Consider the following 17,464-nt stretch of genomic DNA (forward strand, 5'->3'; position numbering starts at 1 on the left):
GATGTGGTCCCTTAGCGCCTGGCGACGCCAGCGCACCCTGGCCAGGCATCCGATTGCCGACGACATGTGGCAACGGGTGCGCCATCACCTGAGCTTTCTCGATGGCCTCAGCGCAGCCGAAGACCAGTGGCTGCGCAAAGCCTGCGTGCTGTTCCTGCAAGACAAGCACCTGACCGCCCTGCCCGGCGTCGAGCTTCACCAGGAACAACGCCTGCTACTCGCCGCCCAGGCCCAATTGCCGCTGCTGCATCTGGGCGATCTGAACTGGTATCAGGGCTTTCACGAAATCATCCTCTACCCCGACGATTTCCTCAGCCCCCAGCGCCATCGCGATGCCAGCGGCGTTGAACACGAATGGGACGGCGAACACAGCGGCGAAGCGTGGCAGCAAGGCCCGATCATCCTCGCCTGGCCCGGCGTAATGGCCAGCGGTGGCTGGGAAGGCTACAACCTGGTCATCCACGAACTCGCGCACAAACTCGACATGCTCAACGGCGACGCCAATGGCCTGCCACCGCTGCATGCCGATATGCGCGTCAGCGACTGGGCCAAGGTCATGCAAGAAGCCTATGACGACCTCGACCGGCAACTGGACCGCAACCCTGACGCGCAGACCGCCATCGACCCGTACGCAGCGGAAAACCCCGCCGAGTTCTTCGCGGTCACCAGCGAATACTTCTTTAGCGCCCCGGATTTGCTGCACAAGGCTTATCCACAGGTCTATGAGCAGCTGAAGCTGTTTTATCGTCAGGATCCTTTGAGCAGGTTGCGGCAACTTCAGGCCGAAGATCCGGTCTATCAGGCACACGACTAAGGTCTACACGACCTCTGGTCCATAGCGTCGAAGGCGGAATATGCCTATAATCGCCGCCACTTTTTGGTCAATCCGGCCAAGTGTTTTTGGTCAACTAACGGGGGCACCGCCCAATGAGCTACAGCAAGATTCCGGCTGGCAAAGACCTGCCGAACGACATCTACGTCGCGATCGAGATCCCGGCCAACCACGCGCCGATCAAATACGAAATCGACAAAGACAGCGACTGCCTGTTCGTTGACCGTTTCATGGCCACCCCGATGTTCTACCCGGCCAACTACGGTTACATCCCGAACACCCTGGCCGACGACGGTGATCCCCTCGACGTGCTGGTCGTGACCCCTTACCCTGTTGCTCCAGGTTCGGTAATCCGCGCGCGTCCAGTCGGCATCCTGAACATGACCGACGACGGCGGCGGCGATGCCAAAGTGATCGCGGTTCCACACGACAAGCTGTCCCAGCTGTACGTCGATGTGAAGGAATACACCGATTTGCCTGCGCTGCTGATTCAGCAGATCGAGCACTTCTTCGCGAACTACAAAGATCTCGAAAAAGGCAAATGGGTGAAGATCGAAGGCTGGGCCGGCGCAGATGCCGCCCGCGACGCGATCACCAAGTCGGTTGCTGCCTATAAAGGCTGAGAAGCCGCAGTAAGCTTCTAGCTGCGACGTTTGAAGAAGAACCCCGGTTGATCCGGGGTTTTTTGTGGGCGCTCCGCTCAGACACTCACCTTTAACGGTACGTGGAACGCTTATTGGCTCTGGTTTTTGCCTGTTTAAATTCCACTAAAAGCGTCTTACATCCAGTCTTAAATTTCCCTCGAAATTTGAACAGGTCGTTTATTCAAACCCCCATCCTGCGCCAGTAAACTCGTGTTTATGAAAAAGAACACTAGCGGCCCACGGTTTAAAGCGCTCCTTGAAGCAGCGAAAATCACAACCACAGGATTTGCCGCTTTCTTCGACACGGAAGCGCAAAATATCCATAACTGGTACACCCGCGGTGTGCCCGCCTACCGCATGGAAGAGGTCGCCAGACTACTGTCTGTAAACAGCGACTGGCTGAAAACCGGCGAAGGCCCGAAAGAGTCCTCTCGTCTGCGCGTACTCGACGAGGCCGGCAACACCTTCGACGCCCAAGCCATTCGCGGCATCTACACGGTGATCGAGCCCATCGACGTTGAGCTGCCCTTCTACAAAGAAACAGCCACCGCCCCGGGCTCCAACAAAACCCACGTCGTCAAAGACCCCAGCCAATCCATCCGCCTGCCCCGCAGCCATCTGGACTCCCTGGAAATCAACCACGCCGACGCTATTTGTACCCAAATGATCGGCAACAGCATGGGCGACAAGATAGAAGACGGTTCGACGCTTGCGATCGACCGCGGACTGACTCAGGTAATTGATGGAGAGATTTATGCGATCGAGCACGACGGGATGTTGCGGATCAAATACCTGCATCGAATGCCGGGGAATGCGCTGCGATTGCGCAGCTATAACAAAGCCGAGTATCCAGACGAGATCTTCAGTGCCGAGCAGATCGACAAGCAAAACATCAGGGTATTGGGGTGGGTTTTCTGGTGGTCGACGCTCAATAAACGCAGACCTTCCGTGCCCTTCCTGTAAGCACGCAACCCTGTGATCCACTGTGGCGAGGGAGCTTGTCGGAACGCCGCATCGCCCCGTTCGACTGCGCAGCAGTCGCAAACCATTCACTGTGGGTTCGGCAGCTGCTACACCTGAGCGCAATCGCCCTACCCCGCATGCCAAGCTGGGAATTTCTCAAAAAAATCAGTATGCTGCGCCCCACATTTGCGCATCGACCCTTCTTCAGGCTCAGATCGCACCGACAAGGCAGATGACTTTCTCGCCAAGTCCCACAGCCGGACGCAAGATCCGGGTGTACGTTTTGAAGGCTGGCGCGGTTTACCAAAAATAAACCAAGCCAGTCCCCGAGAAGCCGGCCACAAGCCGGCTTTTTAATGCCTGAAAATAAATCCTGAATATGCTTTGACCGGCAGCCCATTGCAAATGGGGTCGAGCCCAGACCGCGATATTGCGCAATTCAGTCGCACCCGGACGTGGGGCGACACCCTGTCGATGGCTGGCCGGTGAGCCGAATAACATTTTTAATCGGCTCATCCCAGTTCAACTATCCCGATGACTCAACACATTAATCATGATCGACGCAGTCCTGTGGCGAGGGGGGCTTGTCGGAACGCTGCATCGCCCCGTTCGGCTGCGAAGCAGTCGCAAATTGCTAAATGCGGTTTGCCTGAAGAAACACGTCGTCTGGTTTAGGGGTCGCTTCGCACCCCAACGGGGGCAAGCCCCCCCTCGCCACAGAGGTTGCATTGACTCCCAAAACTCATTGGCCGAAACGCCCCGCTCATTTGCCCATAACCCCTATGTCTGCTAGTGTCGCGCCGGTTTAACGTCAACCGGAAATAGCCGCCATGGCCCGCAAAAAAGCTGCACTGGATTTCGAACAATCTCTCGCTGACCTGCAAACGCTGGTGGAGCGTCTGGAGAACGGCGAATTGTCGCTGGAAGACTCGCTGACCGCTTTCGAGCAGGGCATCGGTCTGACCCGCGATTGCCAGGCGGCGCTGGCTCAGGCCGAGCAGAAGGTTCAAGTGCTGCTCGAGCGTGATGGTGAGCTGGCCGAGGAACCCTTCGACGCGGATCAGCCAGAATGATTGCGGCGTATTCGGCGACCAGCCAGGCTCGCGTCAATGCTGCACTGGAAACCCTGTTCAGCCCTCCGAGCCCTGAACTCGCCCGCCTCTACGAAGCCATGCGCTACAGCGTGATGAACGGCGGCAAGCGTGTGCGCCCGTTGCTGGCTTATGCCGCATGTGAAGCGCTGGGCGGCAAGGCCGAGCAAGCCAACGGCGCGGCCTGTGCGGTGGAGCTGATCCACGCCTATTCGCTGGTGCACGATGATTTGCCGGCCATGGACGACGACGATCTGCGTCGCGGCCAGCCGACTACGCATAAAAAATTCGATGAAGCCTGTGCAATCCTCGCCGGTGACGGTTTGCAGAGCCTGGCCTTCAGCGCCCTGCTCGACCCGCGCCTGAGCAGTTGCGACGCCGACACCCGTCTGCAGATGGTCAGCGCCCTGGCGTTGGCGGCAGGCCCGGCGGGCATGGTCGGCGGGCAAGCCATCGATCTCGGCTCAGTGGGCCTGAAGCTCGATCAAAAAGCCCTTGAATACATGCATCGGCACAAGACTGGCGCGTTGATCGAAGTCAGCGTCAAGCTCGGCGCCCTGGCCAGCGGTCATGCCGCGAAGGACGAACTGAAGTCCCTGCAGAGTTATGCACAGGCCATTGGCCTGGCATTTCAGGTCCAAGACGACATTCTTGACGTCGAAAGTGACACAGAAACCCTCGGCAAACGCCAGGGCGCCGATATCGCCCGGGACAAGCCGACCTACCCGGCCCTGCTCGGTCTTGATGCGGCCAAGGCCTACGCCCTGGAACTGCGCGACCAGGCCCTGCATGCGCTGCGACCGTTTGACGCGGCGGCCGAGCCATTGCGCGATCTGGCCCGGTACATCGTCGATCGCCGCAGCTGACGGCGTATCCGCCAAAAAAAACCAACGCGTGGGCAGGGGGCGATGCATCAGGTAAACTGCCGCATCTTTTATACCTATAACGATTCGCCTGATGCCCACGACGTTTCATGAGATTCCCCGCAAGCGCCCGACCACGCCCCTGCTCGACCGTGCCAACACGCCGGACGGCCTGCGCCGGTTAGGCGAAGCCGAGCTGGAAACCCTGGCCGATGAATTGCGCCTGGAATTGCTCTACACGGTCGGTCAGACCGGTGGGCATTTCGGTGCCGGCCTGGGCGTCATCGAGCTGACCATCGCGTTGCATTACGTCTTCGACACCCCGGACGACCGGCTGGTGTGGGACGTGGGTCATCAGGCCTACCCGCACAAAATCCTCACTGGCCGTCGCGAGCGCATGGGCACCCTGCGCCAGAAGGACGGCGTTGCCGCCTTCCCGCGTCGTTCCGAGAGCGAGTACGACACCTTTGGCGTCGGCCACTCCAGCACCTCGATCAGCGCTGCGCTGGGTATGGCAATTGCCGCCCGCCTGCAACACAGTGATCGCAAGGCGATCGCGGTGATCGGCGACGGCGCACTGACCGCGGGCATGGCCTTCGAGGCGCTGAACCACGCGCCGGAAGTGGACGCCAACATGCTGGTGATCCTCAACGACAACGACATGTCGATCTCGCGCAACGTCGGCGGGCTGTCGAACTATCTGGCGAAAATCCTTTCCAGCCGCACTTACGCGAGCATGCGCGAAGGCAGCAAAAAGGTCCTGTCGCGCCTGCCTGGCGCCTGGGAAATCGCCCGTCGTACCGAAGAATATGCCAAAGGCATGCTGGTCCCCGGCACGCTGTTCGAAGAGCTGGGCTGGAACTATATCGGCCCGATCGATGGCCACGACCTGCCGACCCTGATCGCCACCCTGCGCAACATGCGCGATCTGAAAGGCCCGCAATTCCTGCACGTGGTCACCAAGAAAGGCAAAGGCTTCGCCCCGGCGGAAGTCGACCCGATCGGTTACCACGCCATCACCAAACTCGAACCTGTGGATGCTCCGGCCACCGCGCCGAAGAAAGCCGGCGGGCCGAAGTATTCCGGTGTGTTCGGTGAATGGCTGTGCGACATGGCCGCAGTCGATCCGCGTCTGGTCGGGATTACCCCGGCGATGAAGGAAGGCTCCGATCTGGTGGCGTTCAGCGAGCGCTTCCCGGAACGCTATTTCGACGTGGCGATTGCCGAGCAACACGCCGTGACCCTCGCGGCCGGCATGGCCTGCGAAGGCGCCAAACCGGTGGTGGCGATCTATTCGACCTTCCTGCAGCGCGCTTACGACCAGCTTGTGCATGATGTGGCGGTGCAAAACCTCGACGTGCTGTTCGCCATCGACCGCGCGGGCCTGGTGGGCGAAGACGGCCCGACGCACGCGGGTAGCTTCGACCTGTCGTTCCTGCGCTGCATCCCCGGCATGCTGGTGATGACCCCGAGCGACGAAAACGAACTGCGCAAAATGCTCAGCACCGGCCACCTGTACAACGGCCCGGCGGCGGTGCGCTATCCGCGCGGCACCGGCCCGAATGCGCCGATCGCGAAAGACCTCGAACCGATTGAAATCGGCAAGGGTGTCGTCCGCCGTCAGGGCAGCAAAGTCGCCCTGCTGGTGTTCGGCGTGCAATTGGCCGAGGCACTGAAAGTCGCCGAGAAGCTGGATGCGACGGTGGTCGACATGCGTTTCGTCAAACCGCTCGACGAAGCACTGGTTCGCGAAATCGCCGGCAGCCACGAGTTGCTGGTGACCATCGAAGAGAACGCCATCATGGGCGGTGCCGGTGGCGCGGTCAGCGAGTTCCTCGCCCGCGAAAACATCCTCAAGTCGGTGCTGCACCTGGGCTTGCCGGACATCTACGTCGAACACGCCAAGCCTGCGCAAATGCTGGCGGAGTGTGGGCTGGATGAGGTTGGGATCGAAGAAGCGGTGCGTCAACGCCTGCAGCTGCTGAACATCTAATCCTCTAGCTACATGCAAAACCCTGTGGGAGCGGGCTTGCTCGCGAATGTGGTGTATCAGTCGGTATCAATGTTGACTGACACACCGCATTCGCGAGCAAGCCCGCTCCCACATTGGTTTGTGCAACCTTCAAAAATGTATTCGCTTTAAAGCGCCAACGGACTGCCCATGAAACTCCCCCGCCTCGCCCTGGCACTGACCCTCCTGCCGGCCGGCCAACTTTTGGCCGACACCTTCGAACGCGACCAGGCCCTGAAACTGCCGGACGTGCTGATCAGCGCCAACCGTCAGGTCGAAGCGCGCAACAACAGCAGCGCTGCCAACACGGTGTTCACCCGCGACGACATCGATCGTCTGCAACCGAGCAACGTCACTGACTTGCTGCGCCGCGTACCGGGCGTACAGGTCGGGCAAACCGGCGGGCGCGGCAGTCTGCCGGGGGTCTACATTCGCGGTACCAAGTCGGCGCAAAGTCTGGTGCTGGTCGACGGCCAGCGCATCGGCAACTCGACCTCCGGCGACAGCAACCTGCAGCACATCAACATCGAACAGGTCGAGCGCGTGGAAGTGCTGCGTGGTTCGCGCTCGGTAATTTACGGCAGCGATGCGATTGGCGGGGTGATCCAGATCTTCACCCGCCGTGGCGACGAACAAGGCCTGCAACCACGCATGCACGTTGGGGTTGGCAGCAACCAGACCTGGGAGCGCAGCCTCGGATTGTCCGGCGGCGACGCGCAGACCCGCTTCAATCTCGGTACCAGCCTTGATGAAACGGCAGGCATCAATCGCACCCATGAGTCCTATCCTAGCGACGGCGATCACGATGAATACCGCAATAAGTCGGTCAGTTTAAGCCTGAGTCACGCCCTCACCGACGACATCGAAGTCGGCGCCAATCTACAGGATAATCAGGGCAAAAGCGCATTCGACAACCCGTTCGGCCGCTTCGACATGAACACCTTCGAATCGGTCCAGCAGCAGCCCTACAGCGAGTTTTCTGTGAGCAGCGTCAGCAGTTACGTCGACGCGCGGATCAATGACCGGTGGAAAGCCCGCGTCGAGCTCGGCCACAGCGAAAACCGTGAGAAGACACTCGACAAGCTCAGCGACGAGCGCAGCGTGTTCAATACCTATCGCGATTCGGTGAACTGGCAGAACGACCTGACCGTGGATGAGCGCAACAGCCTGATCCTCGGCGGCGACTGGTACGAAGACAGAATCAACAGCAGCACAGCGTTCGACGAAGACAGCCGCTGGAACCGCGCAGCGTTTATCCAGCATCGCTATCAGGCCGACAGTTTCTCTACCGAACTGGGCCTGCGTCGCGACCAGAACCAGCAGTTCGGCAGCCAGAACAGCTGGAGCGGCACGTTCACCCTGCCGCTGAACCCGGACAACGATGTGCTGTTCACCTACAGCGAAGGCTTCCGCGCGCCGACCTTCAACGACCTGTACTACCCGGATTTCAGCAACCCGGACTTGAAGCCCGAAACCTCGAAAAGTTATGAGCTGCAATGGCGCAGTCAGCTGACGCAGAACAGTCGCCTGGAAGCCTCGCTGTACCGCACCGATCTGGAAGACGCGATTATTTTCGGCAGCAACAACCGCCCGGCGAACGTCGCTTCGGCGCGGATCAACGGTTTTGAAGCGGCTTTGAAACAAGAGCTGTTCGGCTGGCAGAGCAACCTCGGCGTAGCGATCATCGACCCACGGGATCGCGACAGTGGCCACACCCTGGCCCGTCGTGCACGGCGGACTTTGAGCCTGGACCTTGATCGGCAGTTTGATCAGCTCGGCCTCGGCGCCAGTTGGCAAGCGGTGAGCAGCAGTTATGACGACGAAAACAACCAGCAGCCATTGGGCGGGTATGCGTTGTTGGGGTTGCGTAGCAGTTGGGCGCTGAATCGCGAGATCAAGCTGGAATTGAAGGTCGATAACCTGCTGGACAAAGGCTACAGCCGGACGTTGTACAGCCATGACGGCAGTCAGTATGGGTATCGCGAGGAAGGCCGGGCGTGGATGTTCGGGGTGACCTGGACGCCGGAGCTCTAAGCTGAAACTTGCTGTGTTTGATCTGGCCTCTTCGCGAGCAAGCCCGCTCCCACAGTTAATCGCGTGCAGACATACATTTTGTGCATGACACAGATCATTGTGGGAGCGGGCTTGCTCGCGAAGCAGACACCTCGGTCTCAACGGTCCGGCGCGATCACTCGGCACAACTTGGCAGTCGCTTCGATCATCTGCCCACTCGGCCGCTCCAGGCCTTTGTCCGTCACCAGCAGCAATTGCCCCAGCGCCACCGCCGTCACCTGAGGCCAGGCTTTCCAAGCATCGAGCTGCGCCTGGTCACTGGCCAGGATCACCTCGGGATTGCGCTGCAACACCGCCTCCACACTGATCTGCGGTGCAGGCTGCGTCAGGTCGGCAAACACATTGCGCGCCCCGCACACCTCCAGCGCATCGCTGATAATCTGCCCACCGCCCACGGTGTACAGCGGCCGGTCCCAGACTTGGTAAAACACCCGTAAGGGCTCGTCCCTTCGATAGCGCTGGCGCAGGGAATCGAGTCGTTGACGCAGATTTTCGGCCAATGAAACGCCACGCTCCGCTCTGCCGAGTTGCGTAGCGATCACTTCAATCTGGGCGGTAAGTTGTTCGAGGTTGTGGGGTTCGGCGACAAAGGTGGGAATGTTCAGCCGCTTGAGCTGCTCACGCTGGGCCGGCCCCACACTGCCCGGCCAGAGCAGCAACAGATCGGGTTTGAGGCTGAGCAGTCGTTCCATGTCCAACTGGCCGTAGCTGCCAACGGAAGGAATGTCCTTGAGTTCAGCGGGACGTTCGCCGGCATCCAGCACACCGACCAAAAGGTCAGCCGAGTTCAGCTCAACGACAATTTCAGAAAGCGACGGCGCCAGACTGACAACCCGCTCGACCGCAGTCGCCGAGCCGCTGACGGCCAGCAGCAACACCGCCAGCCAGACACTGCGCATCAGCCGAGTTGACGCGGGATACGGTAGAGATAGAACAGCACCGTGGTCGACAGCGCCAGCAGCACCAATGGAACGGCTTCAAGACCGACGAATACCGCCAGCGCACCGATCCAGGCGGGCAGGCCGGCAGCCAGAAACGCTGTGCGGCGTTTTGCGGCCAGGGCGATCCAGGCATCGGGTTCTTCAGGGGTGTCGAGGGCTTTCTGGGTGCCGATCAGTGCGTGCTTGTAGCCGCCAAAGAACTTCAGGCTGACAAACATCGAGGCCACACCGGCGATGAACAATGGCATGGCCAGCACCGGCAGAATCGCCTCGCTTTGACCGAATACACCATTGATCACGAACAGCGGCACCAAGGCCAGCGCCAGGTATTGCCACCAGTTGACGGAGAGTCGCCGCCGTACCTGACCGCGGGTCACGCCCGGTCAACCTCGCCCTGATGTTCGTTGCCCATCATATGGTCGAGCTTGCTGGCCTTGGTCGCCAGGTAGAGTTTGTTGTGCGGGTTGTGCCCGGTGTGCAACGGCACGCGCTCGGCAACCACGATGCCCATGTCGGTCAAGGCTTTGACCTTGCGTGGGTTGTTGGTCATCAGACGCAGGGCCTTCACGCCCAGGTGCTCCAGCATCGGCAGGCACATAGCGTAGTCGCGCTGGTCGGCGGCGAAACCCAGACGCTCGTTGGCTTCAACGGTGTCGGCACCGCCATCCTGCAATTCATAGGCGCGGATCTTGTTCAGCAGACCAATGCCGCGACCTTCCTGACGCAAGTAGAGCAACACGCCACGGCCTTCACGGGCGATCGCCTGCAAGGCGGCCTCGAGTTGCGAACCGCAGTCGCAGCGCTGGCTGAACAAGGCATCACCCGTCAGGCATTCGGAGTGCAACCGGCCGAGTACCGGAGCACCATCGGCGAACTCACCCAGGCTCAGTACTACGTGCTCGCGCCCGTTCTCTTCATCGAGAAAGCCATGCATGGTGAATTGCGCAAAAGGCGTTGGCAGCTTGGAAGCGGCGACAAAAACGACAGGCACCGGTGTGCTCCTGATCTATATGTACTGAAGATTCGCAGAGGCGGCATTGTAACAGCACGTTCCTGCAGACGCTTAGGCTGAATTATGGGGCATAACGATCAAAATGTTTGATCAAGAGACCAAGCCAACGACCCTGTGGGAGCGGGCTTGCTCGCGAAAGCGGACTCACATTCAACATATGAGTAGCCTGATATATCGCTTTCGCGAGCAAGCCCGCTCCCACATTGACCGTATTCAGTCTGTGCCAAACGGGTACGGCTGTTTCCACTTTGCGAAAATCGGTTTCAGCTGGCCGTTTTTTACCAGCACTTCCATACGCTGATCGAACAGCGCCATCAACGTGCGAGCCCGAGGTGTATCGGCGAAGCACAGGTAAAGCGGCAATTCCGCAATATGCGTGCGACGAAACTGCGACGGGTCCTTGGCTCGGCTAACGACGTAATCGACTTCGGTCAGCGCATCGATGTAGTAGTCGGCGCGATTGTGAGTCAGCATCGACAAAATACCTGTACGCCGTATGACTTCGTTATAGCGCTGCACATTGGGCAGATACGACTGGTATTTGTAGCCGCGTACCCAGGCCAATCGGTAGATGCCCAAGGTATCCAGGGTCGGCGCCGGATTGCTGGCCAAGCCCAATGCGTAGATATGATCGGTATCGAAATTCCAGCGAGGATAAAGCAGGTCGCTCGCCTCCTCCCGATAAGAACCGACACAAGCGTCCACTTCGCCACGCTGCGCCAGGCCTATGGCGCGCGTATACGGCTCGGTTCGAATATCCAGTTTCACGCCCGCCGGCTCGAACACTTTGCGCAACACGTCCCAGCCCAAACCCTGACCATCGGCGGCGGTGTAGTCTTCCCAGGCTTCGCTGGCCAGATGAATCACCGATGGCATCGTCGGTGCATCCTCCGCCCGGGCGAGGGAGCAAAACACTGCGAAAACCATCAGCAGCAACCCGCGTTGCGCCATCCTCAGCTCTCTCACTTGACGCCTCAGACGAAAAACCACACCAGCCCTTGCATCGCCAACCACGCAAACACGCCGGCCAGCACGTCGTCGAGCATGATCCCGACGCCACCGTGCACATGCCGGTCGATCCAGTGAATCGGCCAAGGCTTGAGGATGTCGAAGAAGCGGAACATCAGGAACCCCGCCAGCAACCAATACCAACCTTCCGGCACCAGCCACAGGGTGATCCACATCCCGACCATTTCGTCCCAGACGATGCCTTCGTGATCGTGCACGCGCAAATCATCGGCGACCTTGCCGCACAGCCAGAAGCCGAACAGCATGGTGATGCCGAGCATCAGCCAGTAGCCCCAGTCGGGCAGCATCTGCCACAACGGAATGAAGGGTAACGCCACTAACGAACCCCAGGTGCCCGGCGCTTTTGGCAGGGTGCCCGAGCCGAAGCCGAACGCCAGGAAATGCCAAGGGTTGCGCCAGACCGACGGCGGTACGAACTCCGCCGGGACCTGTTTGGGATGATCTGTCACGGTGTCTCCCGAAAATGTTGATAACCCCGGATTGGCGGGATGATGTCGTGTCCGTCGGCGTCCAGCAGTGTCACGCCCTGCCCCGCTACAACTCGCCCAAGCACGTGGATTGGCCAGCCGTCCGCCAGCAACGATGGCAACTCGGCGGGCGGCAAGGTGAAGGCCAGCACGTAATCGTCACCGCCGCTCAGGGCGGCTTGCTCAGCGCCAGACTGACCGAGGAAGGCCAGCAGCGCCTTCGACAATGGCAGCTTACTGCGCTCTACCTGAATCCCGACTTTCGATGCCAGGGCAATGTGCCCGCAGTCGGCGAGCAGGCCGTCGGAGATGTCCAGCGTCGCTGTGGCTCTGCCGCGCAACGCCATGCCCAGACCCAGCTGCGGTTGCGGCGACCAGTAATGGGCACGCAACGGATCAGCGATGGCCGCGTCAGCCATCCGCTGGCCGAGCACCAGCGGCAACGCGCCCGCGCCGTTACCCAGCTCTCCGCCCACGCAGAGCAAATCGCCCGGCTGTGCGCCGCTGCGGGTCAACGCCAGACCGGCCGGCACCCGACCGAATACGGTCATGGTCAGGCTCAGCGGCCCGCGGGTGGTATCGCCACCCACCAGCGCCACACCGCAATGTTGCGCCATGAGGTTCAAACCACGGGCGAAGGCTTCCAGCCAATCGGTGGTCACCGTCGGCAAAGTCAGGGCAAGGGTAAAGGCAATGGGGGTGGCGCCCATGGCGGCCAGATCACTGACAGCCACAGCCAGCGAGCGCTGACCGAGCAGAAACGAATCGCAGGGGTCTGCGAAATGCACACCGGCCACGAGCGTGTCAGTGGAAATTGCCAACTGCTCCCCTGGGGGAACAGCCAGCAAGGCGCAGTCGTCGCCGATCCCCAGAGCAACGCCTTCGCCGCCCTGCGCACAAGGCGCGGCGGCGAAGAAATTGCGGATCAGCTCAAACTCGCCCATCGCAAATTCAAGCGCTGGTTAGCGCTTGAACGCCTTCACTTCAGCTTCACGCAGACGCGGGGCTAGCTTGTCGAGCACACCGTTGACGAACTTGTGGCCGTCGGTGGAACCAAAGACCTTGGCCAGTTCGATACCTTCGTTGATCACAACGCGGTACGGCACATCAACGCGCTCGAGCAGCTCCCAGGTAGACAGGCGCAGAACCGCCAGTTCAACCGGGTCCAGCTCTTCGATGGTGATGTCCAGGCATGGCGCCAGTGCGGCGTCGATCCGGTCCTTTTGAGCCGGAACCCCATGCAGGATTTCACGGAAGTAGGCGCCGTCGACATCGCTGAAATCGTTATCGACCCGAAACTGCGCTTCGATCTCGTTCAGCGACTGCTTGGCCATATGCCATTGGTACAGCGCCTGAGTCGCGAGCTGACGGGCTTCGCGACGCTTGACGCTTTTCGATGGCTTGCCGGCATCCGCAGGCTTTGGATCGCGCGGGTTGAAACGATCGCTATCGTCGCTAATCACTTGGCCTCCAACTGCGCCAGCAGGCTGACCATTTCCAGAGCGGACAGGGCAGCTTCAGCACCTTTGTTACCGGCCTTGGTGCCGGAACGTTCGATGGCTTGTTCGATGGAATCAACGGTCAGTACGCCGAAAGCGACCGGTACGCCGAACTCCATGGACACCTGGGCCAGGCCCTTGGTGCATTCGCCCGCCACGTATTCGAAGTGCGGAGTACCGCCACGAATGACTGCGCCCAGGGCGATGATTGCCGCGAACTCGCCTTTCTGAGCGACTTTCTGCGCAACCAGCGGGATTTCGAAGGCGCCAGGCGCACGGATGATGGTGATGTCGCTTTCGCTCACGCCATGGCGAACCAGGGCATCAACTGCACCGCTGACCAGGCTTTCAACCACGAAGCTGTTGAAACGGCCCACTACCAAAGCGTAGCGGCCTTTAGGGGCGATGAAGGTACCTTCGATGGTCTTCAGGGTCATTCGTTAGATCTCTTAAAGAGCCGGGACGCGTTTTCTACGCGTCCCTCAGTGATGTGTTAACCGCGAATACAGGCCCGCAAATTGCCGGTCATTATTCGGAGGGCACGTATTCTACAACTTCCAGATCGAAACCGGATATCGCATTAAATTTCATCGGCGCGCTCATCAGGCGCATTTTACGCACGCCCAGATCCCGAAGGATCTGCGAACCGGCACCGACGATGCTGTAGGTGGTCGGTTTTTTCACCGCGGTGTGGTCGGCGGTTTCGCGAATGTGCGCCAGCAACACGTCACCATCGAGCGGGTGACCGAGCAACAGCACCACGCCGCTGCCAGCCTCGGCAACCGCAGCCATGGCGGCGCGCAGGCTCCAGCGGCCCGGTTGCTTGACCATCAACAGGTCACGCAGCGGGTCCATGTTGTGCACCCGGACCAGCGTCGGCTCTTCGGCGCACACGGTGCCCAGGGTCAGGGCCATGTGCACGTCGCCTTCTACCGAATCACGATAGGTCACCAGGTTGAACTGGCCCAATTCGCTGTCCAGCGGCTGCTCGGCAATCCGCTGAACGGTACGTTCATGGATCATCCGGTAGTGAATCAAGTCGGCAATGGTGCCGATCTTGATGTTGTGTTCGGCGGCAAACGCTTCGAGTTCAGCGCGACGGGACATGGTGCCGTCGTCGTTCATCACTTCGCAGATCACACCGCTCGGCTCGAAACCGGCCATGCGCGCCAGGTCGCAGGCAGCTTCGGTGTGGCCGGCGCGGGCCAACGTACCGCCGGCCTGGGCCATCAGCGGGAAGATGTGGCCGGGGCTGACGATGTCTTCAGCCTTGGCGTCTTTGGCGGCAGCGGCTTGCACGGTGCGCGCACGGTCGGCTGCGGAGATACCGGTGGTAACGCCTTCGGCGGCTTCGATGGACACGGTGAACTTGGTGCCGAAACCGGAACCGTTGCGTGGCGCCATCAACGGCAGCTTGAGCAGTTCGCAGCGCTCGCGGCTCATCGGCATGCAGATCAGGCCACGGGCGTGCTTGGCCATGAAGTTGATGTGTTCAGGCTGGCAGCACTCGGCCGCCATGATCAGGTCGCCTTCGTTCTCGCGGTCTTCGTCATCCATGAGGATGACCATCTTGCCTTGGCGGATGTCTTCAACCAGTTCTTCGATGCTATTGAGCGCCACAAGGCACCCCCCTTCTTTCGAAATTTGAGCTTCAGGATTTGAGGTAGCCGTTTTGGGCCAGAAAGCTTTCGGTGATGTTTCCAGACGTCGGCTCTGCGGCCTTATCGCCCAACAACAGGCGCTCCAGATAACGTGCCAGCAAGTCGACTTCCAGATTCACCCGGCGACCAGGCTGGTACGACGCCATGATGGTTTCACTCAGGGTGTGCGGAATGATGGTCAGCAAGAATTCGGCGCCATCGACTGCGTTCACGGTCAGGCTGGTGCCGTCGACGGTGATCGAGCCTTTATGGGCAATGTACTTGGCCAGGTCTTTCGGGGCACGGATGCGAAATTCCACGGCGCGGGCATTTTCCGTGCGGGCAACCACTTCGCCCACGCCATCGACGTGACCGCTGACCAGATGCCCACCGAGGCGGGTGGTCGGGGTCAGGGCTTTTTCCAGGTTGACCGGGCTGCCGCTTTTGAGGTCATTCATTGCGGTGCAGTCGAGGGTTTCGCGACTGACGTCCGCCGCAAAGCCATTGCCCGGCAGTTCAACCGCCGTCAGGCACACGCCATTGACGGCAATGCTGTCGCCCAGCTTTACATCGCTCAGGTCGAGCTTGCCGGTTTCTACGTAAACCCGCACATCTCCGCCTTTTGGGGTCAATGCGCGAATACTGCCGATGGATTCGATGATGCCGGTAAACATGGAGTCCTCCTCGAGAACAGAGCCAGCGCTAGAGCAATGGCCGGGAATTATACGCTCGCCGATGGCGCAGGGATGGCAGTGACTCGCCAGTCATCGCCAACCGCACGGATTTCGGTGATTTTGAGCTCAGGCGCGTCTTTCATCTGCGCCAGTGGCCAGTCCAGTAAGGGACGGGCCGAGGAGCCGAGAAACTTGCCGGCGATGAAGATCTGGAATTCGTCCACCAGCCCCAGCTGGGCAAAGGCGCCAGCCAATCGCGGGCCGGCCTCGACCAGCACGTCATTGACGCCACGGTTGGCGAGTTCGACCAGCAACTGATGCAGATCGACCTGGCCATCGTCGCCCGGCACGATCAGGCATTCCGGGCCGTTGGCGTACTGTTCTTCCACCGCGACACACGTGGCGACCAGTGCCGGCCCCGCCTTGAAGAACGGTGCATTCAGCGGCACCCGCAGGCGACCGTCGATCAGCACGCGAAGCGGCGGACGGCTCATGGCCAACGCGGTTTGTTCAGCGTCCAGACCCAACTCGTCGGCACGTACGGTCAAGCGCGCATTGTCCGCCAGTACCGTGTCGGCACCGGTCAGCACCACGCTGGCCTCGGCGCGCAAACGCTGTACCGCCGAACGCGCCGCCGGCCCGGTGATCCACTGGCTCTCGCCGCTTTCCATCGCCGTGCGACCGTCCAGGCTCATCGCCAACTTGACCCGCACGAACGGCAAGCCGTGTTCCATGCGTTTGAGGAAGCCTTGATTGAGTTTGCGCGCCTCGCCTTCCAGCACACCGCTTTCAGTGGCGATACCGGCCTGGGCCAGACGTTGCAGACCGCGACCGGCGACTTCCGGGTTCGGGTCCTGCATCGCCGCAACGACGCGTGCCACACCGGCATTCACCAGCGCATCGGCGCAAGGCGGCGTGCGGCCGTGGTGGCTGCAAGGTTCGAGGGTCACGTAAGCCGTGGCGCCCCGCGCCTTGTCGCCAGCGGCGCGCAGGGCGTGGACTTCGGCATGGGGCTCGCCGGTGCGCACATGCCAGCCTTCGCCGACAATCTGCCCGTCACGCACCACCACGCAGCCAACACGAGGGTTGGGATGCGTCGTGTAATGACCTTTGCGCGCCAGCTCCAGGGCCCGGGCCATGTAATGCGCGTCGAGGATGGCTTGTTCGGGAGGTGTGGTCATTCTTTCACCGGCTCACGGGCGAGGCGATCGATCTCTTCGCGGAACTCGTTGAGGTCCTGGAAGCGTCGGTACACCGAAGCGAAGCGAATATAGGCGACTTCATCAAGCTTCTTCAGCTCGGCCATCACCAGTTCGCCAACCACGAGGGATTTGACCTCGCGCTCGCCGGTGGCGCGCAGCTTGTGTTTGATGTGCACCAGCGACGATTCGAGGCGCTCGACACTCACCGGGCGCTTCTCCAGCGCCCGCTGCATACCGGCACGGAGTTTTTCTTCGTCGAACGGCTGGCGACTGCCGTCGGTTTTGATCAGGCGCGGCAACACCAGTTCAGCGGTTTCGAACGTCGTGAAACGTTCGCCGCAGGCCAGGCATTCACGCCGGCGGCGCACCTGTTCGCCCTCGGCGACCAGACGCGAGTCGATGACCTTGGTGTCGTTGGCACCGCAGAAGGGACAGTGCATGGTGGCAGGCAACAAAAAATGGGAGGGCCATGGTAGCGCATCCCCGTGGCAAGACAAGCCATAGGGTTTGCGGTATACAGACT

The 17,464-nt window shown here is 60.6% G+C and carries 19 protein-coding genes; 7 read left to right on the top strand and 12 right to left on the bottom strand.

From position 1 onward, the window contains the following. Nucleotide 1 precedes the first annotated feature (1 nt). The 7 genes from AB7M29_RS31015 (at nucleotide 2) to AB7M29_RS31045 (ending at nucleotide 8,438) form a co-directional block, all read left to right on the top strand. Nucleotides 2–814 carry a M90 family metallopeptidase gene (locus AB7M29_RS31015; protein ID WP_217858177.1) on the top strand — a complete coding sequence of 271 codons (813 nt, stop codon included), beginning with the start codon at nucleotides 2–4 and terminating at the stop codon, nucleotides 812–814. 113 nt (nucleotides 815–927) lie between these two features. Further along, a complete protein-coding gene (gene ppa, locus AB7M29_RS31020) occupies nucleotides 928–1,455 on the top strand; it encodes an inorganic diphosphatase (RefSeq protein WP_007894323.1) in 528 nt (175 codons plus the stop codon). 237 nt (nucleotides 1,456–1,692) lie between these two features. Beyond that, a complete protein-coding gene (locus AB7M29_RS31025) occupies nucleotides 1,693–2,439 on the top strand; it encodes a S24 family peptidase (RefSeq protein WP_454248661.1) in 747 nt (248 codons plus the stop codon). Between the two features lie 830 nt (nucleotides 2,440–3,269). After that, a complete protein-coding gene (locus AB7M29_RS31030; RefSeq protein WP_007894317.1) occupies nucleotides 3,270–3,512 on the top strand; it encodes an exodeoxyribonuclease VII small subunit in 243 nt (80 codons plus the stop codon). After that, a complete protein-coding gene (gene ispA / locus AB7M29_RS31035) occupies nucleotides 3,509–4,396 on the top strand; it encodes a (2E,6E)-farnesyl diphosphate synthase (RefSeq protein ID WP_217858187.1) in 888 nt (295 codons plus the stop codon). Before AB7M29_RS31030 ends, ispA begins: the two co-directional genes overlap by 4 nt. Before the next feature lie 91 nt (nucleotides 4,397–4,487). Next, a complete protein-coding gene (dxs, locus tag AB7M29_RS31040) occupies nucleotides 4,488–6,386 on the top strand; it encodes a 1-deoxy-D-xylulose-5-phosphate synthase (RefSeq protein ID WP_217858188.1) in 1,899 nt (632 codons plus the stop codon). 168 nt (nucleotides 6,387–6,554) lie between these two features. Then, nucleotides 6,555–8,438: a TonB-dependent receptor domain-containing protein gene (locus AB7M29_RS31045; protein ID WP_454248662.1), complete on the top strand. Its 1,884-nt coding sequence runs from the start codon at nucleotides 6,555–6,557 to the stop codon at nucleotides 8,436–8,438. 137 nt (nucleotides 8,439–8,575) lie between these two features. Here AB7M29_RS31045 and AB7M29_RS31050 read toward each other — a convergent pair whose 3' ends face one another. The 12 genes from AB7M29_RS31050 to nrdR form a co-directional block, all read right to left on the bottom strand. Next, nucleotides 8,576–9,376, bottom strand: a complete 801-nt coding sequence (locus AB7M29_RS31050) for a cobalamin-binding protein (RefSeq protein WP_454248663.1) — start codon at nucleotides 9,374–9,376, stop codon at nucleotides 8,576–8,578. Beyond that, nucleotides 9,376–9,795 (bottom strand): MFS transporter, encoded by a 420-nt coding sequence (locus tag AB7M29_RS31055; RefSeq protein WP_454248664.1) that lies wholly within the window; start codon nucleotides 9,793–9,795, stop codon nucleotides 9,376–9,378. The genes AB7M29_RS31050 and AB7M29_RS31055 overlap by 1 nt, the downstream gene beginning before the upstream one ends. After that, a complete protein-coding gene (ribA, locus tag AB7M29_RS31060; protein WP_217858192.1) occupies nucleotides 9,792–10,409 on the bottom strand; it encodes a GTP cyclohydrolase II in 618 nt (205 codons plus the stop codon). The genes AB7M29_RS31055 and ribA overlap by 4 nt, the downstream gene beginning before the upstream one ends. A 234-nt stretch (nucleotides 10,410–10,643) precedes the next feature. After that, nucleotides 10,644–11,381: a substrate-binding periplasmic protein gene (locus tag AB7M29_RS31065; RefSeq protein WP_454248665.1), complete on the bottom strand. Its 738-nt coding sequence runs from the start codon at nucleotides 11,379–11,381 to the stop codon at nucleotides 10,644–10,646. 23 nt (nucleotides 11,382–11,404) lie between these two features. Beyond that, nucleotides 11,405–11,908 (bottom strand): phosphatidylglycerophosphatase A family protein, encoded by a 504-nt coding sequence (locus tag AB7M29_RS31070; protein ID WP_008073949.1) that lies wholly within the window; start codon nucleotides 11,906–11,908, stop codon nucleotides 11,405–11,407. Next, on the bottom strand, nucleotides 11,905–12,870 hold the full coding sequence (gene thiL, locus AB7M29_RS31075) for a thiamine-phosphate kinase (RefSeq protein WP_454248666.1): 966 nt from the start codon (nucleotides 12,868–12,870) through the stop codon (nucleotides 11,905–11,907). The genes AB7M29_RS31070 and thiL overlap by 4 nt, the downstream gene beginning before the upstream one ends. 18 nt (nucleotides 12,871–12,888) lie before the next feature. Continuing rightward, complete coding sequence (gene nusB / locus AB7M29_RS31080; RefSeq protein ID WP_038981348.1) at nucleotides 12,889–13,389, bottom strand: transcription antitermination factor NusB; 501 nt, start codon at nucleotides 13,387–13,389, stop codon at nucleotides 12,889–12,891. Beyond that, nucleotides 13,386–13,862: a 6,7-dimethyl-8-ribityllumazine synthase gene (gene ribH / locus AB7M29_RS31085; protein WP_003228649.1), complete on the bottom strand. Its 477-nt coding sequence runs from the start codon at nucleotides 13,860–13,862 to the stop codon at nucleotides 13,386–13,388. The genes nusB and ribH overlap by 4 nt, the downstream gene beginning before the upstream one ends. A 91-nt stretch (nucleotides 13,863–13,953) precedes the next feature. Further along, nucleotides 13,954–15,045 carry a bifunctional 3,4-dihydroxy-2-butanone-4-phosphate synthase/GTP cyclohydrolase II gene (gene ribBA, locus AB7M29_RS31090; protein WP_052967077.1) on the bottom strand — a complete coding sequence of 364 codons (1,092 nt, stop codon included), beginning with the start codon at nucleotides 15,043–15,045 and terminating at the stop codon, nucleotides 13,954–13,956. 31 nt (nucleotides 15,046–15,076) lie between these two features. After that, on the bottom strand, nucleotides 15,077–15,739 hold the full coding sequence (locus AB7M29_RS31095; RefSeq protein WP_454248667.1) for a riboflavin synthase: 663 nt from the start codon (nucleotides 15,737–15,739) through the stop codon (nucleotides 15,077–15,079). 47 nt (nucleotides 15,740–15,786) lie between these two features. Then, the gene (gene ribD, locus AB7M29_RS31100; RefSeq protein WP_454248668.1) at nucleotides 15,787–16,920 is read right to left on the bottom strand and encodes a bifunctional diaminohydroxyphosphoribosylaminopyrimidine deaminase/5-amino-6-(5-phosphoribosylamino)uracil reductase RibD; all 1,134 of its coding nucleotides are present in this window, start codon (nucleotides 16,918–16,920) and stop codon (nucleotides 15,787–15,789) included. Then, complete coding sequence (nrdR, locus tag AB7M29_RS31105) at nucleotides 16,917–17,381, bottom strand: transcriptional regulator NrdR (RefSeq protein ID WP_007906838.1); 465 nt, start codon at nucleotides 17,379–17,381, stop codon at nucleotides 16,917–16,919. The genes ribD and nrdR overlap by 4 nt, the downstream gene beginning before the upstream one ends. Nucleotides 17,382–17,464: the final 83 nt, after the last annotated feature.

This window comes from Pseudomonas sp. F-14 TE3623, from assembly GCF_053629015.1.

What these genes read in the sequence shown, in the direction of transcription:
- AB7M29_RS31065 (WP_454248665.1), bottom strand. Translation starts at nt 11,381, where the DNA reads ATGGCGCAACGCGGGTTGCTGCTGATGGTTTTCGCAGTGTTTTGCTCC.
- nrdR (WP_007906838.1), bottom strand. Translation starts at nt 17,381, where the DNA reads ATGCACTGTCCCTTCTGCGGTGCCAACGACACCAAGGTCATCGACTCG.
- AB7M29_RS31095 (WP_454248667.1), bottom strand. Translation starts at nt 15,739, where the DNA reads ATGTTTACCGGCATCATCGAATCCATCGGCAGTATTCGCGCATTGACC.
- AB7M29_RS31015 (WP_217858177.1), top strand. Translation starts at nt 2, where the DNA reads ATGTGGTCCCTTAGCGCCTGGCGACGCCAGCGCACCCTGGCCAGGCAT.
- AB7M29_RS31030 (WP_007894317.1), top strand. Translation starts at nt 3,270, where the DNA reads ATGGCCCGCAAAAAAGCTGCACTGGATTTCGAACAATCTCTCGCTGAC.
- ispA (WP_217858187.1), top strand. Translation starts at nt 3,509, where the DNA reads ATGATTGCGGCGTATTCGGCGACCAGCCAGGCTCGCGTCAATGCTGCA.
- ribD (WP_454248668.1), bottom strand. Translation starts at nt 16,920, where the DNA reads ATGACCACACCTCCCGAACAAGCCATCCTCGACGCGCATTACATGGCC.
- ppa (WP_007894323.1), top strand. Translation starts at nt 928, where the DNA reads ATGAGCTACAGCAAGATTCCGGCTGGCAAAGACCTGCCGAACGACATC.
- thiL (WP_454248666.1), bottom strand. Translation starts at nt 12,870, where the DNA reads ATGGGCGAGTTTGAGCTGATCCGCAATTTCTTCGCCGCCGCGCCTTGT.
- AB7M29_RS31045 (WP_454248662.1), top strand. Translation starts at nt 6,555, where the DNA reads ATGAAACTCCCCCGCCTCGCCCTGGCACTGACCCTCCTGCCGGCCGGC.
- AB7M29_RS31025 (WP_454248661.1), top strand. Translation starts at nt 1,693, where the DNA reads ATGAAAAAGAACACTAGCGGCCCACGGTTTAAAGCGCTCCTTGAAGCA.
- AB7M29_RS31050 (WP_454248663.1), bottom strand. Translation starts at nt 9,376, where the DNA reads ATGCGCAGTGTCTGGCTGGCGGTGTTGCTGCTGGCCGTCAGCGGCTCG.
- dxs (WP_217858188.1), top strand. Translation starts at nt 4,488, where the DNA reads ATGCCCACGACGTTTCATGAGATTCCCCGCAAGCGCCCGACCACGCCC.
- ribH (WP_003228649.1), bottom strand. Translation starts at nt 13,862, where the DNA reads ATGACCCTGAAGACCATCGAAGGTACCTTCATCGCCCCTAAAGGCCGC.